This window comes from Pedobacter cryoconitis (assembly GCF_003259615.1).
GTDB classification, from domain to species: domain Bacteria; phylum Bacteroidota; class Bacteroidia; order Sphingobacteriales; family Sphingobacteriaceae; genus Pedobacter; species Pedobacter cryoconitis.
Window position 1 is genome coordinate 112,446 of the sequence record NZ_QLLR01000002.1, and the last position, 18,083, is coordinate 130,528.

The following is an 18,083-nucleotide window of genomic DNA, read 5'->3' on the forward strand; positions in this document are numbered from 1 at the left end:
GCTAAATGCTTTTAAAAAATAACGATCGCATTTATTCCAGAAAAACTAATTTTAAACCAGCGTATTTACACCTATTTTTTAAAACTAACTATCTAAAATATAAAGAATTATGTAGATTAGACGTGCCGATTTTCATATTTACACATATGTGTAGAATCGGTTTTTTAAGCATTTTAGTAAAACCAAGTATAGCTAACACCCTTGTATAAACTGAGCGTATGAAATTCAGATTAATCCTTATTATATGCACCATATTTTGTGGAGTAAATCAGGTATTGTGCCAGGCACTACCTCCTGTTAACCCACAATTACTTAAAAGTGCATGGCCGGCATTCTGGATTACCTCCCCCGCAAACCAACAACGTGAATACGGAGTCTATCATTTTCGAAAAACCTTTCTTCTCCCTGCAGCCGGCAAACCAAAATCTTTTTTAATTCATGTAAGCGCAGACAATCGCTATCGCCTGTTTATAAACGGTAAAGCAATCAGTTCAGGGCCCGCCCGCGGCGATCTGTTTAACTGGTTTTTTGAAACTATAGATATTGCTCCTTATTTGACAGAAGGTGAAAACATTCTTGCCGCACTGGTATGGAATATGGGCAGTCTAGCTCCTGTCGCACAGGTTTCCAATCAAACAGCCTTTGTTGTACAAGGTAATTCTGCAGCAGAACAAATGGTCAATACCGACGTAAGCTGGAAAGTCAAAAAAAGTAAAGCCTATACCCCCTGCGCTCTGGATAACGGAGAAAGATTAAAAGCTTATATGGTTGTTGGCCCTGGAGATCAGGTAGATGGAAAATTGTATCCATGGGACTGGGAAACCCTTGAATACAACGATGCCTCCTGGAACGCTGCCGAGGAACTCACACATCCCCAGCCTGTAGGTTATGGAACAGATAACCTATGGACTTTAGCACCAAGAAATATACCCTTATTAAAGGAAAGCATATTGCGTTTTCCAGTTATCCGCCGTACAAATAGTATCAAAGTAAATAAAGATTTTCTCACAGGAAAAAGGCCGCTCACAATTCCTGCGAATCAAAGAGTCAGCATTTTACTGGATCAGCAGTCAATGACAGCCGCTTACCCCGAACTCATAGTATCAGGCGGTAAAGGATCAAGAATCAAAATGACTTATTCCGAAGCATTATTTGATAAACAAGATAATAAAGGGAATAGAAATGAGATAGATGCCAAAGAAATTAAAGGGAATTACGACATTTTTATACCAGATGGTGAAGGGAACAGAAAATTCCGCCCTTTATGGTTTAGAGCCTACCGTTACCTGCAGTTAGACATTATGACCACTGATGATCCATTAATTTTAAACGACATCTATGGGATGAAAACCGGTTATCCGCTTAAAATGAATGCCTCGTTTTCCAGCAATGACCCTTCATTACAGGAAATATGGAAAGTCGGCTGGCATACCGCACAACTTTGTGCAGGCGATATGTATTATGACACCCCTTATTATGAACAATTACAATATACAGGTGATAGCCGTATACAAGCTTTAATCTCTCTTTATACCTCTGGCGATGACCGGCTTATGCGAAAGGCGATTCTTGACTTTTATCATTCCCGCACTCCTGAAGGATTAACACAAGGCCGCTATCCAAGTAACAGGCTGCAAATTATCCCAACCTTTTCTTTATTCTGGGTATCCATGATCCATGATTACTGGATGCACCGCCATGATGATGCCTTTGTAAAACAATTTCTCCCGGCTATTCATGAAACGCTCGAATGGTTTCATAATCGTGTAGACCAAAAGAAAAAAATGCTGGGTCCGCTAACCTGGTGGAATTTTGTAGACTGGGATAATTTCAATGACTGGGGTACTGCACCGGGCGCAGAACAAGGAAATTCCTCTATTATTACTTTGCAATATGCCTACACATTGAATCAAGCCGCAGAATTATTCAGAGCATTTAATCATCCCGCACAAGCAGATTACCAGGAATTGCTTGCTTTGGAACTGAATGCCCATACCTATTGGTATTGTTATAACGAAGCGAACGGTTTGATAGCGGATACTCCCGAAAGACAAACTTATAGTCAGCATGCGGGTATCTGGGCTATATTAAGCGGAGCCGTGACCTTACAAGAAGGGCAAACGCTGATGAAAAAGATCCTGAATGATAAATCCATCGGCCAGGTTACCTTCTTTTATCGTTTTTACCTTACACAAGCCTTAAAAAAAGCCGAAATGGGTGATTTATATTATAAAGAGCTCAGACCATGGAGAGATATGCTGAAAATGGGATTAACAACTTTCGCAGAAAAACCTGAGCCTACAAGATCTGATTGCCATGCCTGGAGCGCAAGTCCTGATTATGATTTTCTGGCTACAATTTGCGGTATTATGCCAGGAACTCCAGGCTTTAAAACCGTGCTGATTAAACCCTCTTTAGGTGAACTAACTGAAGTTACCGGAACAATGCCTATTCCTGCAGGAAAAGTATCAGTTATACTCAAACGAAATGGAAAAGAAGGAATTCGTGCAGAGATATTACTACCCGAACAAACCACCGGAATATTTACCTGGAAAGGTAAAGAGGTCAAACTACATGAAGGCAAACAAATTATTTCAATTTAAGACCAGGCAAGCCATGAACTCAACAAACCTTAATACTCCAGCTATGATCAGAAATCACAATCCACCTTAAGAACAAATCTGTCACAATTCATAAAAACCTTTATATCAGGTAAATAAAACATATAAAAGCGTAAAAAAAGGAGAATTAATGGCAGAATCCCAGAAAAAATCAGAACAGATTTAATATTTTGATAATTAACCGTTTATAAAAAACCCATAATAATAAACGCAGATTATAATTTTTCCGTTCAAATTTCCCGGTACTAATGACATCAAGGTACAGCACAAATAAAAAAAGGGTTAAAATCAATTAGCTAAAATTAGGATGTGACAAATGACACACCACCTATATGTGTATAAAATCAAAGATTTTTTCCCCATCTGAATTTCCCAATATTTTTAAAAATATCAGATTAATAAGGTTACAAGCAATGTTTTGAGTATAAAGAGAATATAAAGTTCTTAATTGATAGAGAATTGTTGATACATTTATTTTTATAATAATTAAAGTAAATGATATTTTTCGTATTTTGTTGATTATTAACCTATAACATCGTACATGCACATCGAATTACTTGTTCCTCCTTAACAATAAAATATTGAGTTATTTTATAATGATTTGCCTAAAATCCAGACTTTGCAGATCATATTTACAAACTAATTAGTAATTCGTATCATTTTTAAATTATAATATGAAATGGAAAATAAAGAATTGTTCAGACTGCTAGCAGGAAAGAATTCTTTGCGTTTAGAGTTAGAATTAAAACTCAACGAAATGATTAAGAGGGAGTATTATGCTAAAAGTCAGATTATCTTAAAGCCAGGACAAATCCCTAACCGGGCCTGGTTTATTGAAAAAGGATCTGCGATGGGATTTGTTTTTAAAGAAGAAAAGAAAGTACCTTTTTGGTTCTGGAATGAGAATGATATTATGGTGCCGCTCAACAGCTTTTTTAATCAGATTCCCTCAGAGACTTATATAGAACTTCTGGAACCTAGCGTCCTTGTGTCCATATCTTTTGATGACGTACAAGAAATATTGCTTGGTTTCCCGGAATCGAACGACTATGTGCGTAAGATTATGCAGGACTATCAGCAAATGAGCGAAAAAAGAATTCTTGAATTCGCTGCTTATACACCCGAAGAACACTATTTGCACTTAATGAGAGACTGTCCTGCAATTTTCAGGAAAGCATCAGTAGAAAGTATTGCCGCCTATCTTGGCATATCCCGAAAAACATTAAACCGCATAAGATCCAGAACAAGGAGATTTTAGATTTAGCAGTTTAACCACGCCGTTCCCTTTCATACTTTCTTAAGCTATTGACCAGCTGGTATATTACCGGCCTTTTTGAGCTGTACCCCTTTCCCCGGGGGTTACAGCTTTTTTTTTGCACTATAAATTTAATCCTTTTGGGACATTTGTCCCTTTTTTAGAGCAAAATCCATCCGTAAATTGCCTTCATCAAACAAGATAAATTAACGCGCTCTATTAATTGCAGGCTGACAAAAATATGTCCTTACGTGTCTTTCCTTAGAATGACTATTTCGTTCAGTCCTGCAATTAATTGATTTGGAATTAACCTAATGTATAAAATTATGAACCTACATCCTTTTATTATCATCATTACCGGAGTGCTCGTTTTATTATGGGCCTATGCAGCTTTATCAAAATTATTCAACCTGCATCAGTTCCATCATGCGCTTATGACTCAGGTCTTCCCCAGATGGGTTGGAAAGATCCTGCTTTATGCTTTGCCTTTATCTGAACTTATATTAGTTGGATTATTGATTATCCCACAAACCAGGTTAACAGGCATGTATTCGTCCCTGTTAATGATGGGCGCATTTACACTCTATGTAGGTGGAGCAGTTTTTAAGATCTATGACCAGTATCCTTGTGCTTGTGGTGGATTATTTGCCAGATTAGGCTGGTACAACCACTTTAAAGTAAATATTGTACTTACACTTATTGCCCTTGCAGGCGTAATATTGATGGAAATGTAAGAAATCAGTCCTTAAGTTCCTCTAACCTGTCCTTTAACTGATGTAAACGATGAATAAACACTTCAGCAGATCTCAACTCATGATTTATCTTTATATAGGTTAAATGTGACTCCAAAAAAAGAGGTAAATTCATGACCATGACACCACGTTCCAGTTCAATCTGCTCAGGTAAATTTATTCCAGTAAAATAGGCTTCTAATTCTTCTATTGACATCCTGCGAAGTTAAAAGAAATATCTAAAAAAACAGCCTTCATAATTATATGAAGGCTGTTTTTTTAGATATAAATAGGAAGATTAGAAATTAGGGTCGTCTGCACTTGGCCCATAGCTACCTGGAATAGGTATATCCAGTAAACGAAGATAAACTCCTAACTGAGCACGATGATGGACAATCTGACTTATAGAATGCCGGATAACCTCACCCTTAGTTTTTAACAGGAGCACCTGTTCCCCATTTTTCAATGTCCAGTTTGGCAGCAAATCTTCTTCTTTTGCAACCTGGAGTGCTGCTGTTGCTTCCGCCAATGACTTTTCAAAGATTCCGAGCAGCTCTGCATTGGAACTCCATGCAGGAGCTTGATAAGTCTGGTCCGCAAAATTTAGTCCATCAGTTTTCAAAACCATGCTCACCCAGCCCGGTAATTCAGCAATATGTGCAGCAAGGTTCCTCATAGGCATACTTTTTTCATGAGGTCGCCAATCCTGCTGAGCAACCGGAACAAGTTTCAGCATTTTACGGGTAACTACCGATTCTTCGGTTATCTCTTTTAGTAAATTTTGAATGGTTGACATTGTATTTTGTTTTATTTGTTCAGTCAAAGAAACAAATGCCAGGTGACAACCCTATGTCAGCAGCTCTATTTATTGCGCGAGTTTTTTACCAATACCGGAATAAATACATTTCACTTTAGCCAGTAAAGCCTCCGGTTGTAAAATAACAGCATGATCAGCGAAGGCAATAAACCAGCGGGCAAACCCCTCTAAAGAATTGGTGAGAAACTGTATTTCAATACCATCTTCCAGATGAGTTTCAGTTACATATCCATGATAATACTTTTGCTGTCCAAGATGCGGGTAAGCATACTGATCTACTTTGATAAGTACTTCTTCCAATTTAACTTCTTTGAACATATCACGAAGATAATCCTTCAGCGATGGATGACAGTCACTATAGATTTCCACACACTTACTGATGTCTGTAATCCTGTCAAAACGAAAATCCCTATACGCTTCTCTTTCTCTGCAATACGCAATCAGGTGCCAGTAATTATCAAGATAAAATACCCCAACCGGTTCAATTAACCTGAGTGTATGTTCCTGCCTGTAATAAGCGAAATAATTTAACTGCATTACATTTTTCCCTGCAATGGCATTCAGAATAGTTTGCAAAGGATTGTGATGCGAATGAAGTGCAGGAGAAACATGTGTAGCCTTCAACACCTCTATCCTGTCATCGAGATTTTCGAGATAATCCTTATCAGCACTTTTTAAAACAGCTCTTACCTTATAAAGTGCATTGCTATAAGAATTCCCATTGGCCGTATCAGTCAGATTTACCACCAGTTTTTCTGCAGTAATGAATGCTGTGGCTTCCTCACGGGTAAACATAATCGGTGGTAACCTGTAGCCATCTGTCAGGGAATAACCCACTCCTGCCTCCCCAATAATTGGTATTCCGGCTTCTTCCAGCGACCTTACGTCTCTGTAAACAGTTCGCAAACTAATCTGAAAACGCTCAGCAATATCCTGTGCTCTGATCGTTCTGCGTGATTGTAATTGAATAAGTATAGCAGAGAGGCGGTCTATTCGGTTCATAGCTCAAAGCTATAAATTTAGCTAATAAAATTAGCATACCAAAGACAACTATTGTCCACAGATGCACAGTACCTGTTCATTTACGAACAATTATTTTTTACTTAATTTAGAAAACGCGGTTTATTGCTACTCAATTAACATTTTTTTTATTGGCATATCCTTAGCTAAACGATCAATTCATAACCGGTCCTTATTTAACACAAGATATGTTTAAACTGAATTTCAAAATAGCACTTCGTAATCTCTGGAAAAACAAGGTATTTACCTTTATTAATATTGGTGGTTTAGCAATTGGTCTGGCCAGTTGTCTCATTTTATTACTGTATGTCGCCTATGAAATGAGTTATGATAAGCAGTTTACCCAGCGGGAGAAAACCTATATCGCGATCGATAACATCACTGCCAATGGGCAGATTACAAGCTGGTCATGGACTCCCGCACCAATGGCCAGAGAAATAAGAGATAAAATACCCGGAGTAGCTTACACTTCGCACTATAACCCTGCTGGACGCACATTAATCAGTTATAAGCAGAATAATTTCAAGAAAGCAGCCACTTATGCCGAACCTTCTTTCCTTAAAATACTGGACTATAAATTTATCAAAGGTAATCCAGCCAGTGCCTTACAACAAGTAAACACAGTAATTCTGACCGAAACACTAGCTAAAAGTCTGTTCGGCAGCGAAGACCCGATCAATAAAATAGTAAAACTCGGAAACACTGAAAACCTGAAAGTAGAAGCTGTTATTGAAGATATTCCTATGAACAATAGTATCAGGTTCGACTACCTGTTACCCTGGGCATTAAATAAAAAACACAACCCATCGCTCAAAGAATCAAACTGGAAAAGCAATGTCTGCATGACCCTGGTACAACTCAAAGACAATCAGTCCCTTGATCAGGTTAACAGCCAGATGAAAGGGATTTATAAAAGAAACAGACCCATATCTTCCAGTGAAGCCTTTTTGCATCCTGTTTCTAAAATGCACTTATATGATAAATTTGAAAACGGAAAATCCACAGGTGGTAAAATTGATCAGCTCAGGATCTTCCTGATGCTCGCTTTTTCTATTTTGCTGATTGCCTGCGTAAACTTTATGAACCTCTCTACCGCAAGGTCTGAAAAAAGGGCAAAAGAAGTTGGTGTGCGTAAAGCCATTGGCTCTTCCAGAAAATCCCTGATCAGTCAGTTTATGCTGGAATCCATGTTATTAGCATTTATTGGCATGCTGATAGCCTTTACCTTACTGGAAATCAGCCTCCCATATTTTAATGGACTACTTCATATTGAGCTGACTATTGACTATAAAGACTGGAAATTCTGGTCAGCATTGGTTAGTTTAGCCCTATTAACCGGATTTGTAGCAGGCAGCTACCCTGCATTTTATCTTTCTTCTTTTGAACCAGTTAAAGTATTGAAAGGATTTAATGTAGCAGGAAACTCTTCACTTTCAATCCGTAAAATACTCGTTGTCTTTCAGTTTGTCTTTGCCGCCTGCCTGATAATTTGCACTGCAGTAATCTATCAGCAATTGAATTATGTAAGAAATAAACCGATCGGATATAATAAGGCCGGACTCATAGATATAGCTGTTGAAGGGAAACTAAGGACTAAATCACAATTACTTTTAATCAAAGATCAGCTCCTTAAATCCGGTGCAGTCACTGAGGTCACTTATTTCAGTCAGCCACTCGACCAGGGAGGGAATAATACCAGTGATTTTAGCTGGGCAGGCAAAAAACCAAATGATGTATTCGTCTTTAATTATCGGCAAACAGGTTATGACTTCACTAAAACTACGGGTGCAAAAATTCTGTCAGGAAGAGACTTCTCCCCTGAATTTAAAGACTCAGCAACAATTATTCTGAATCAGGCAGCAGTCAAAATAATAGGCCTCAAAAACCCTGTAGGCAGCATAATTCACTATGAAAAACGGCCGCTTACAGTTATAGGTGTAATGGAAGATATGGTGATGGAATCACCCTATAAAAGTGCTGAACCGATGGCTATTAGTTACAACATGGAAGAAATCTATACACTCATTGCCCGGTTAAACCCTAACGAGAATATAAGTAATTCAGTCAATAAGATAGACCATATAGTAAAAATGATGAATCCGGATTTCCCGGTTGAAAGACACTTTGTAGATGAAAGTTTCGAATTGAAATTTCAGAATGAGAAGCTATTAGGTACTTTATCCAATTGGTTTGGAGGATTTGCCATTTTCATATCCTGCCTTGGGCTTTTGGGGCTGGCTTTATTTATGGCCGAACAACGAAAAAGAGAAATAAGTATTCGTAAAGTACTGGGAGCAAGCAACCTGAATATTATAACCCTATTAAACAAAGATTTTATTAAGTTGGTAGCTATAGGTAACTTAATCGCATTTCCAGTTGCTTATCTCCTGATAAACAACTGGCTGGACTCCTATAGCTTCAGAGTATCTATCTCTATTTTACCATTTGCCATTGCAATTGGGCTTTCGCTGATAATTACCATCCTGACAGTAAGCCTTCAATCCATTAAAGTGGTGAAATCAAACCCTGTAGATGCCCTTAAATACGAGTAATTATGGCTTGTTGAGCGGCTTAAATTATCGGTTCTTTTTAAGCTGCTCAAGCCTTTCTTTTTGTTCTTTAATACGAATCTCAAGGCGCTCCTGTTTTTCTTGTGAGTGAGCCTCTAAAGTACCCCTGTCCGCATTATGCTGATGATGGTTATCTACCCAGCGCGACAATTGATTTTCCCGCAGTGCAACCAATTTTGCCGGCGCAGCGATAAAGACCTCATCATCTACACTTGTCCTGGTAATATCCTGGGTTAATGGCTCTAAAACAGTGTTTACAGGCGTTTCCCAATCTTCCCAAATATGAACAATCAGCAGAAATTTACCCTTGGGGATATTTACAGATACTTTATCCAGATAATCTGAAACCCCTTCTGCCCTCACTGTATCACCAACCGATCCTGCAACCATACCAGAACCTATACCAACCAGTAAACCAAGCGGTCCGGCTAATAAACCGATCAATCCGCCAATTATCCCTCCCCCTATTGCGCTGTAACCTTCCGCTTCATCTTTAGCAGAACGAATTGCCGTATTGCCATCCTCATCCTTGCTGAGGATATAAGACTCACCTAAAGAAATTTCCTGTGAATGATCTAATTCTTGTATAGCCTTCATGGCATTAAATGCCTCTGGTTCAGTGCTGAACAGAGCCTGTATTATCTTTTCCATAATTGATAGTTTATTGAGTCAAACCTATACCTATACCTATACCTATAAAAGCAATCAAAAAGTCGTTTTGTTTGGTACAGAAGGTTTAATATATAACATATCAACCATTTAATATAAATTTCTTGAAGAGCCTGAAGCCACTGCTTAAGTTTATAGTATGAGATACTTAGCTATTAACATCAATTACAAACTAAATCAGGATTGGTACTGCAGATTAGGATCTATAGTAGACTGTCATAAATACTTTAGCGATCTTGGACCAGCACATGGCCCGGGTATTGCAATTTATGATACAGAAATGGGCAAATATATCTGGCTGAATGAGGCATACAAAGATGATAACGTCCGTTTAAATGAAATTATACAAGACGCAACCAGAGCTTAATTGCTTCAAATCAATTATCCTAAAGGACAATTATCGCAGCGTTTCCCCTTTTTATACTTTTCACAGCATTCCTTTTTCTTTTTAGAATTCGATTTGGAATGCTTTTTATCTTTATGTTTTTTCTTATCCACGGTACAGATCTTACAGCCCTAAAAACAACAATAAGATACAAAATTACAATTAATTAATGGAAAGATAATCAGACAAGTTTAATACTGTTAAACCACTTATCATGAATGGAATCATAAACTCCATTCTGTCTTAACAGATCAAGCGTTTCATTAATCTGATGCTGGAGTGCAAGGTCGCCTTTTTTCATAGCGATAGCATATTCAGACTCGGTTACCGGCATAAACATACCGATCTTTAAACTTTGATGTTTCGCTAAAAAGCCGCCTACAATCGGGGAATCGTCTATCAGCACATCTATTTTATGCGCAAGAAGTTTTTTATAAAGCTCATCATTTGTGTCCGTATGCACAGTAGCATTACCAGGAAACTGCGCCATTACATACTTTTCTGCTTCTGTAGCTGTCCTGATTCCTATTTTTTTATCCTTAAAACTACTCAGATCTATCAGACCGTCCCCCCCGTTAACCACAGCACACAATTGAAATTGTAAATAGGGCTTACTGAATTCCAGAATCATTTGTCTGGAAGTAGTCATGGTTACCGCTGAACAAATCATGTCCAGCTCACCTTTATATAATTTTTCGAGGATAGTTTTCCATAATGAAACCTCATAATGTAATTCGAGGTCCAGAACTTCAGCAACTGCCCGGATCATATCTACCTCAAATCCTTCAAATACAGATGAATTATAATCGCTGTGTAAAGGAAAAGGCGCTGCAGAATCCAGTCCTATCTTCAATATTCGTTTCATTTATTTATTGTTTTTGTCAGACGAGCCTGACATAATTTATTATTTCAATTCTCAGGGGCTGTATATTTGTATCAATCCCTTCTTTTAATCATTTTTTTCCATTGAAGATTAATAACCCGGGCCAACCCGTTATTTATACTGACAATTTTAGTTAATTTTAAGGGTCTTTTTCAATAATCTCCAATATAAATATTTCATTTGACGATCAGAAAATTAAAACCATCAGAAAACACTGATTAATAATAGAGTTATGCCCGCAGCAAATAACGTACTTAGAAAATTTACCCCATCATTACTCAGAAAATTGCGGCGTTCTAAACTCGCACCCAGCACTGAATCTGAAAAATTCCCTGCAAAACCTGCAAAAACAAGAATAAGCACATACGCGCTATCTCCTGTAAACAATCTGTGAATTAATGCAATTAATACCGCTCCGGCCACACCTATCAATGTGCCCTCCAAACTGATTGCCCCGTCAAGCCCCTTTGCCTCTTTTCTCCAGCTCAGACAATTATAAAATCTTTTGCCATACAATACCCCTAACTCAGAGGATAAAGTATCTGCTGTAGCAGATGCAAAACTACCAGCTGTCATTGCCAGTAAAACCGCTTTATAGTCAGGAAAAACTATCACTGCACAAGAAAGGATTGTTGCTGTTCCAGCATTGGCCAGTACCTGTCCCGGCTTCCTTTGTATAGAATCGCCCGGCTTATCCAGTTGAATTTTTGCTTTCCTGCCCCAGATTGTGGCTAGTGTTCCGCATAGAAAAAATGCAGCCAGTAAAGCAAGGCCTGCATCACCAATTCCAAGATAAATAAGTATTCCGCAAAGCACTCCGGTAATTGCTGCACCTACCGTTAATTTCCGGAAGCGGACACTAAAATATCCGCCAGCCATCAGTAAAATAGCAACAGAAAGAGCGGTACGTTGAATCAACATGGCTAAAAGTAATAAAATTTATGAGACAGCATTGACAAGATTGAAGATATTCTTTGTAATTTTAAAAAATATATGTCTCGTTATTTTCTGGTTGCTTTATTTCTTTTTCTGAGTACTCCCTATGCATTATTCGCACAGGAAAAAATGCCTTTAAAAGACACTGTAGCCCAACAGGATGTAAACGATATATTCAGGATATTGTTTAAAAAAAACACAAAAACAGATACAACTTCCAAAAAGACAAGCAGCCTGGCGATACTCCCTTCCATTGGTTATACCCCAAGTACAGGCTTTATGTTTGGCGCGGATGTGGCGGTAACGAAAGTATTTGGCAATCCTAAAACAACCACAATATCAATCTTTGATGCCTTTGGAGCTGTTTCCACAAACCAGTTAGCTTTAATACAATTGAAACATAATGTCTATTCAGAAGCCAATAAATGGTACCTGGAAGGCAGCTGGGAATTTGGAAAAACTGTTGTCCTTGACCATGGTATTGGCACTGGGAAAGATGACCCCGGAATATCCCCTATCAAGTATACCTATGCAAAATTATACGAAAACATATACCATAAGATATTTGATAACTTTTACGCTGGTGCAGGTTTTGCCTTTAATTACTATACTAATATTGACGACGAACGTGAAAATTCGGCGAAGTCAAAAACCAGGAATCACTTCTACAGCGTTAAAAATGGTTTTCCCACCTATGGCTATACTGCCAGCGGATTATCGGTGAACCTGCAATATGACACCCGTGACCAACCCTTTCGTGCCTATAAAGGGGTTTATGTCAATCTATCATTCCGATCAAACAGACAATGGCTTGGAAGCGACCAGAATGGTACACAATTAAAAACAGAATTAAGGAAATACTGGTCACTCTCTAAAAAGAACCCTGAACATGTGCTGGCCTTCTGGTTATGGGGCTCTTACCTTTTAAAAGGAAATATCCCTTATTTAGAATTACCAGGTACAGGAAGTGATAACTATCAGCGCCTTGGCCGCGGTTACACCATCGCACGTTTTAAAGGCCCCTCTTACTTTTACAATGAACTGGAATACCGGTTCCCTATTACAGCCAATAAATTAATCAGTGGTGTGACCTTTTTCAATATGCAAACTGCCAACAACCAGTTCCGCACACGCCTGTTTGAATATTGGGAACCAGGCGGAGGAGCTGGATTACGTATCTTATTCAATAAACATACAAGAACCAACCTGTGTCTTGATTATGGTATTGGTAAAGGATCAAACGGCGTTTTTGTTGGCATCAACGAAGCCTTCTAAAACTCAAACTGAACTTTTGCCCTTAACCCATACTTAGAAATCCCCGGATTATCCAGATAATTGAATCTTCTTACTAAATCCAGGCGAACAACCTTAAAGATATTCCCAATCCCTATACTGCCTTCTATATAAGGCAATTTACCCAATGAATAGGTCGTTTTAACACCCTCGTTATTGACAGGAAACTGTAATAAAGAAGCATCATGATTTGGGTCATTCTCTTTTCTCAAACCACCATATAAACCTTTGAAAGTAATATATTCCCTCAATTTCAACTTTTTGATCAATGGTATTCTATTTAATATCAATCCATTGAAATTATGATCAATATTCAAACTCACATAATGATCACTCACAAACTCCATGAAATTCATCAAATTATAAGCGTAAATCTGGTAAGAATAACTTTGGTTTGCCCTATGAATATCCAGCAAAGGAAAAGGAACCTTGCCCGCTATATAACCACCCTCCACACGTACATCTGAACGCCCGAACTGTGAAAAATAGAAACGCTTATCAATGCTTCCCATGATATTATGATAATTGTATTGTCCACCAAATAATCCCTTTACCCCTCTTGAATAATTCAGGTTAAATACCGGGTATTTTTCGATAATCCTTTCCCGGAAAGTTTTACCCTGATAAAACTTCTCATATGGAGCATAGCGAAGATCCAGACTCAACTCAGAACTAGTCACCTGATCAGTCAATATCGCTTTATTGTCTACATAATTGGCGAATATCAGCGATCCGGCCGGAGTTTGTGACCATTTCTTAAAGCCCAGGTTAAAAGAAAAGTGATTGCTGTACTCCTGCATATAATTGACTCTGTAATAATCACTATATAAAAACTGGTTGCTTTCTCCACGTTTAAAAGAAGCGACAAAATTATCTTCCGGAATTATATTTTTCGCCCCATCACCCGGAATATCCACATCACGCTGGAAGCTCGCCCTGATAAAGCTCTGCGGAAAAGTATAAATAGATTTATTATTAAAGGCATAAGCAGCACTCAGATACCCCTTCATTTTTTCATCCTTAAAACCATAAGCAGCATAAGTATCAAAATAAAATCTTTTGCTGAAGTCTGTAGTTGTACGGCCTCCAAACCTCAATCTGAAGCCCTCCAGGCTATTGAAACTATAAAAACTATAAATAGGGCCAACTTCTGTCTTTCCATACTTTTTATAACCTATAAAAAGAATAGAAGCCACATCCATCAAACGCTTAAAAGACTTCATTTGACCCAGACTATCCATATTATGATAGATTTTGATCTTTTCCTTCGCTAAAGTATCCAGCCTGTTATTTGCCCAGAATTGATCAGATCTGCTCTCTGCTTCCGGAACCACAACCAGACTTTCCCCTTTATAAATGGCATCCGGCTGTACAACATTCGTTTTATAATCTTTGATTACAACTGTCCGTTCCCCTTTAAAGCCTCTTCCTCCATCATTTCCTAATCCGAAATCCACCAACAAATGACTTTTACTAAGGTGGAATTTGCCTAAAGAATCTTGTTCAAAATTCAGCTTCACTTCCATAGCCCGGACGAAATTTATGTTTACATCCTTAGCCGTTTTCAATAAAGCATTCTGGACAGCGTATTTTCCATCCATGGTGATATAAATCTTTCCCTCAAATAATAACGCATTCTTATTACGCGGGACAAAAGAAAGCTCAATTAAATTAGGTTTGGAAGTTTTGATCGTATCCGTGATAAAAAACTTATAAAACGTAGGCGCGCCATCAGCAATAGGGCTCAAAAACTGGCTATTTGTAAAAATGATATTATTATCATAAATATTTACATCCGCATACATTCTTTCGAAATAATTACCAATCGCATTATTATCCACAAGCCCGTTATCAAAATTCACATGCTTATCAGCCAGCATAATCACCTTTTTCTTCTCAGGATTTTTACGGTAGTAATTTTGAGAAAACCGTTCACGAAGATAAATAGGCAAAATATTCTTTCCCCCTATCTCAGATGAATCCTGCTGATCAAATAAGAACTGATACTTGCGGAAAAGCTTTTTATTTTTGAATTTCTCTGATAAATTACTCAGTGAAAACTGCATCCAGTCATACTGCTGATATTGTACCTCATTGGCACTTTCAAGCCTGTTCATAGCCTTATGCTCGATCACTTTCCTGATCAGTTCTACAGCCGGATTACCTTTATTCTTGTAAGGAGCCTTTTTATTCGAGCTGATCTTTACTTCGTTCAGGTTCTGTGACTCTTCCTGTAATTTAATATTCAGTACTTGCGACTGGCCGGCAACTACAGGAAAAAAGCGTGTTTTAAAGCCAACATACTCCACTTGTAACTGGGTATAAGGCTCAGTCGTACTGATCTCATATTTCCCGTCTATATCCGTTCTGGCCATTACTTTAGACCCTTTGAACAAAACCGTAACATAAGGAATAGGAGTTCTGTCCTTACTATTTGTTATAGCTCCTGAAATTACGGTACGCTGGGCCGCAGCCTGGAGTGTAAAAAGAAAAACAAGTACAGTCAGTACACAAAAAGACTTCTTCTGGATATTAATCATAATCTAAAACGCCTGGCCTAAGTCTTTTTGTTAATATTTATGCAAATAACTGCTTAATCATACACTGATCAGCGCTGTATTATATGATAACTACGTGTATATCATATAATAACTCTAATTAACCAAATGTTTCCCAATTAAGATGTTAATGTATGTTAAAAATCATACCAAATCATGATCATCAAATAAAAAAAATCAAAAACATACGTTTATAAGCATACTGCAGGGCTATAGGCCGCAGCGAAACAACACTAACTTAAGCCAATTGTTTTCTCACGGAATGCTTTTGGTGCAGCCATGGTCTGGCGTTTGAAAAAAAGATTAAAATTTGCAGGATATTCAAAGCCCAGGCAATAGCCGATTTCCGAAATATTCCATTCCGTATGTTTAAGCAGGGCGATGGCCTCATTGGCGATACGTCCTGAAATATGCTCAGAAGTAGTTTTACCAGTCACTTCCTTCACCGCATGGTTCAGATGGTTCACATGGATAGACAACCGTGCAGCAAAATCATTCGCAGTACGCAGCGGTAATACATGATCAGGAGAATAAATAGGGAATTGTCTTTCCAGCAATTCAAAAAACAAAGAAGCAATACGGGAAGACGCATTATTTGACTTAACCTGCGCCTCACAAGGCTGCATTTTCATAGCCTCATGAATAAGCAAATTGACATAATTACGGATCAGATCATACTTATAAGTATAATCACTTTCCATTTCTGCCAGCATTTTTTCAAAGATCCTGGCCACATGTTCCTGCTGCTCCTTATCGATATAAAACACAGGATTATCCTGTATCCTGGCCAGCAGAGAATTCTTTAGCGGTTCTGTTCGCTGGCGCATGAAATTTTCGGTAAACAAGCAAAAGTAGCCTGATTGAAATTCAGAAGTTGACTGCCACGAATATGGGATAGTCTGGTTGGTAATCATCAATGCACAACCATCAATCTCTATCTGCCGGTCTGGATAATGAAGTACCCCTTTACCAATGATATAAGCAATTTTATAAAAATCTCTTCTATTATAAGGAGAAGGATTTAAGGTGCAGTAACCGAACCTTTTAAATACATTAAAATGTCCGGTATGTGCATCAAGTATTGTATTGGGAATAGTGACATCTGGTCGGTTAACAGCAAACATCTCATAAAACTCCTGAAGGGACATACTTTTTTTCACGCATTAAAATTGCATAAATTTTAAGATGTCCCTATATTTTTATTGTAATATTATGGTTTGATAGCATCTCCAGGATGAATTTCTTCATTTGCCTGACTAACCAGCACGTCCCCTTCCTTAATATCACCGAAGATCTCTATCCTGTCATCGGTTTCACGGCCTTTTTTAACCGTTATCTTTTCTGCTTTTCCAGCATTAGAACGGATCACATATATACCTTCAGCACTCTCCACCAAAGCGGCTTTTGGCACAGTAAAAGTACTCGCATTTGCTGGCAAAGGAATCGAAACATCTGCTACCATTCCTGGTAAAAGCTGCTTTAATAAATTAGGTACATCCATTTCCACTCTCTCTGAACGTAAACGCTGATCCAGCGCACCAGATAACCTTTTTACTTTGGCAGTAAACAATAGATCAGGTTGTGATTTTACGGTAAAAGTAACCGCATCCCCTTCTTTAAGATAACCCGTATATAACTCTGGAATAGAGATCGCCAGACGCAAATGCTTCTGCTGCTGTAAAGTGAATAAAGGAAATTCAGATCCTTTTCCCGAAGGCCCTACATAAGCGCCCAGATTCACATTTCTCGAAGAAATTATCCCATCAAAAGGAGCACGGATTTCCAGGTAATTCTGAATAGACCCTACTTCTTTATAAGCGGCCTTTGCCGCGTTAAACTGCGCAAGATCTGAGTTTCTTTTAGCGATTGCCTGATCCAGGTCATTCTTTGAAATTGTTCCGGGAGTTTTACTGGTTTCAAACAAACGGTCATAATTCGCTTTACTCGCCGTATAAACAGCTTCCTGAGATTTCAGACGGGACTCCGCAGCAGCAAGCTGTGAAGCCAGTTCTGGTGCTTCCAAAGTCATCAATAACTGTCCCTGCTTAACCTCAGATCCAATATCTGCTTTTAACGTTCTTACAAAACTGCTTACCTTAGCATAAAGATCAACCTGTTGATAAGCAATCAGCTCACCCGGCATTTTCAGGGTAGTCGCCATTTTCTCTTTACTCAGCACAAAAGTCTTGAGCTCTGCTTTTTTATCAGCAGCTTTATTTTCTTTTTTCTCCTCGTGGTGGCAACTGCTCAGCAAGGCGGCCAATGCAATACTGCTTAAAAAAAAGGAAGTCCGGCGGAATATGTCTTTGTTCATTATATGAGATGCTATGTATCTGTTTTTAGTT

15 protein-coding genes are annotated in these 18,083 nt (G+C 38.3%); 6 read left to right on the forward strand and 9 right to left on the reverse strand.

Annotation, left to right across the window (positions count from 1 at the left end; translation table 11 throughout):
• Positions 1 to 218 precede the first annotated feature (218 nt).
• The 3 genes from LY11_RS03430 (at position 219) to LY11_RS03440 (ending at position 4,610) form a co-directional block, all read left to right on the forward strand.
• Entirely contained in the window at positions 219 to 2,603 is a 2,385-nt protein-coding gene (locus tag LY11_RS03430) for a family 78 glycoside hydrolase catalytic domain (RefSeq protein ID WP_111632342.1), read from the forward strand.
• Positions 2,604 to 3,300: 697 nt separating this feature from the next.
• Complete coding sequence (locus LY11_RS03435) at positions 3,301 to 3,879, forward strand: Crp/Fnr family transcriptional regulator (protein WP_111632343.1); 579 nt, start codon at positions 3,301 to 3,303, stop codon at positions 3,877 to 3,879.
• Between the two features lie 323 nt (positions 3,880 to 4,202).
• A complete protein-coding gene (locus tag LY11_RS03440; protein ID WP_170132615.1) occupies positions 4,203 to 4,610 on the forward strand; it encodes a MauE/DoxX family redox-associated membrane protein in 408 nt (135 codons plus the stop codon).
• A 4-nt stretch (positions 4,611 to 4,614) separates the two neighbouring features.
• Here LY11_RS03440 and LY11_RS03445 read toward each other — a convergent pair whose 3' ends face one another.
• From LY11_RS03445 to LY11_RS03455, 3 genes are all read right to left on the reverse strand, one after another.
• Positions 4,615 to 4,824: a DUF6965 family protein gene (locus tag LY11_RS03445; protein ID WP_111632345.1), complete on the reverse strand. Its 210-nt coding sequence runs from the start codon at positions 4,822 to 4,824 to the stop codon at positions 4,615 to 4,617.
• A gap of 81 nt (positions 4,825 to 4,905) precedes the next feature.
• Entirely contained in the window at positions 4,906 to 5,403 is a 498-nt protein-coding gene (locus LY11_RS03450) for a DinB family protein (RefSeq protein ID WP_111632346.1), read from the reverse strand.
• Positions 5,404 to 5,472: 69 nt separating this feature from the next.
• Entirely contained in the window at positions 5,473 to 6,426 is a 954-nt protein-coding gene (locus LY11_RS03455) for a helix-turn-helix transcriptional regulator (protein ID WP_111632347.1), read from the reverse strand.
• A 206-nt stretch (positions 6,427 to 6,632) separates the two neighbouring features.
• Here LY11_RS03455 and LY11_RS03460 point away from each other — a divergent pair, with 206 nt between their 5' ends.
• Positions 6,633 to 8,996 (forward strand): ABC transporter permease, encoded by a 2,364-nt coding sequence (locus LY11_RS03460; RefSeq protein WP_111632348.1) that lies wholly within the window; start codon positions 6,633 to 6,635, stop codon positions 8,994 to 8,996.
• 24 nt (positions 8,997 to 9,020) lie between these two features.
• Here the strand turns inward: LY11_RS03460 and LY11_RS03465 are convergent, their stop codons facing one another.
• A complete protein-coding gene (locus LY11_RS03465; protein ID WP_111632349.1) occupies positions 9,021 to 9,665 on the reverse strand; it encodes a DUF1269 domain-containing protein in 645 nt (214 codons plus the stop codon).
• Positions 9,666 to 9,822: 157 nt separating this feature from the next.
• On the opposite strand from LY11_RS03465, the gene LY11_RS03470 reads away from it, so the two are divergent.
• Positions 9,823 to 10,050 (forward strand): hypothetical protein, encoded by a 228-nt coding sequence (locus LY11_RS03470; RefSeq protein ID WP_111632350.1) that lies wholly within the window; start codon positions 9,823 to 9,825, stop codon positions 10,048 to 10,050.
• Between the two features lie 199 nt (positions 10,051 to 10,249).
• Here the strand turns inward: LY11_RS03470 and LY11_RS03475 are convergent, their stop codons facing one another.
• Positions 10,250 to 10,933 carry a substrate-binding periplasmic protein gene (locus LY11_RS03475; RefSeq protein ID WP_111632351.1) on the reverse strand — a complete coding sequence of 228 codons (684 nt, stop codon included), beginning with the start codon at positions 10,931 to 10,933 and terminating at the stop codon, positions 10,250 to 10,252.
• Between the two features lie 222 nt (positions 10,934 to 11,155).
• The gene (locus tag LY11_RS03480) at positions 11,156 to 11,872 is read right to left on the reverse strand and encodes a DUF92 domain-containing protein (RefSeq protein ID WP_211321474.1); all 717 of its coding nucleotides are present in this window, start codon (positions 11,870 to 11,872) and stop codon (positions 11,156 to 11,158) included.
• A 72-nt stretch (positions 11,873 to 11,944) separates the two neighbouring features.
• Between LY11_RS03480 and LY11_RS03485 the strand changes: the two genes are divergently transcribed.
• On the forward strand, positions 11,945 to 13,162 hold the full coding sequence (locus LY11_RS03485) for a BamA/TamA family outer membrane protein (protein WP_111632352.1): 1,218 nt from the start codon (positions 11,945 to 11,947) through the stop codon (positions 13,160 to 13,162).
• Here LY11_RS03485 and LY11_RS03490 read toward each other — a convergent pair.
• From LY11_RS03490 to LY11_RS03500, 3 genes are all read right to left on the reverse strand, one after another.
• Positions 13,159 to 15,720 carry a DUF5686 and carboxypeptidase-like regulatory domain-containing protein gene (locus tag LY11_RS03490; RefSeq protein WP_111632353.1) on the reverse strand — a complete coding sequence of 854 codons (2,562 nt, stop codon included), beginning with the start codon at positions 15,718 to 15,720 and terminating at the stop codon, positions 13,159 to 13,161. The two genes, LY11_RS03485 and LY11_RS03490, sit on opposite strands and share 4 nt — an antisense overlap.
• 251 nt (positions 15,721 to 15,971) lie before the next feature.
• A complete protein-coding gene (locus LY11_RS03495) occupies positions 15,972 to 16,886 on the reverse strand; it encodes a helix-turn-helix domain-containing protein (RefSeq protein ID WP_111632354.1) in 915 nt (304 codons plus the stop codon).
• Between the two features lie 62 nt (positions 16,887 to 16,948).
• On the reverse strand, positions 16,949 to 18,052 hold the full coding sequence (locus tag LY11_RS03500) for an efflux RND transporter periplasmic adaptor subunit (protein WP_111632636.1): 1,104 nt from the start codon (positions 18,050 to 18,052) through the stop codon (positions 16,949 to 16,951).
• Positions 18,053 to 18,083 lie beyond the last annotated feature (31 nt).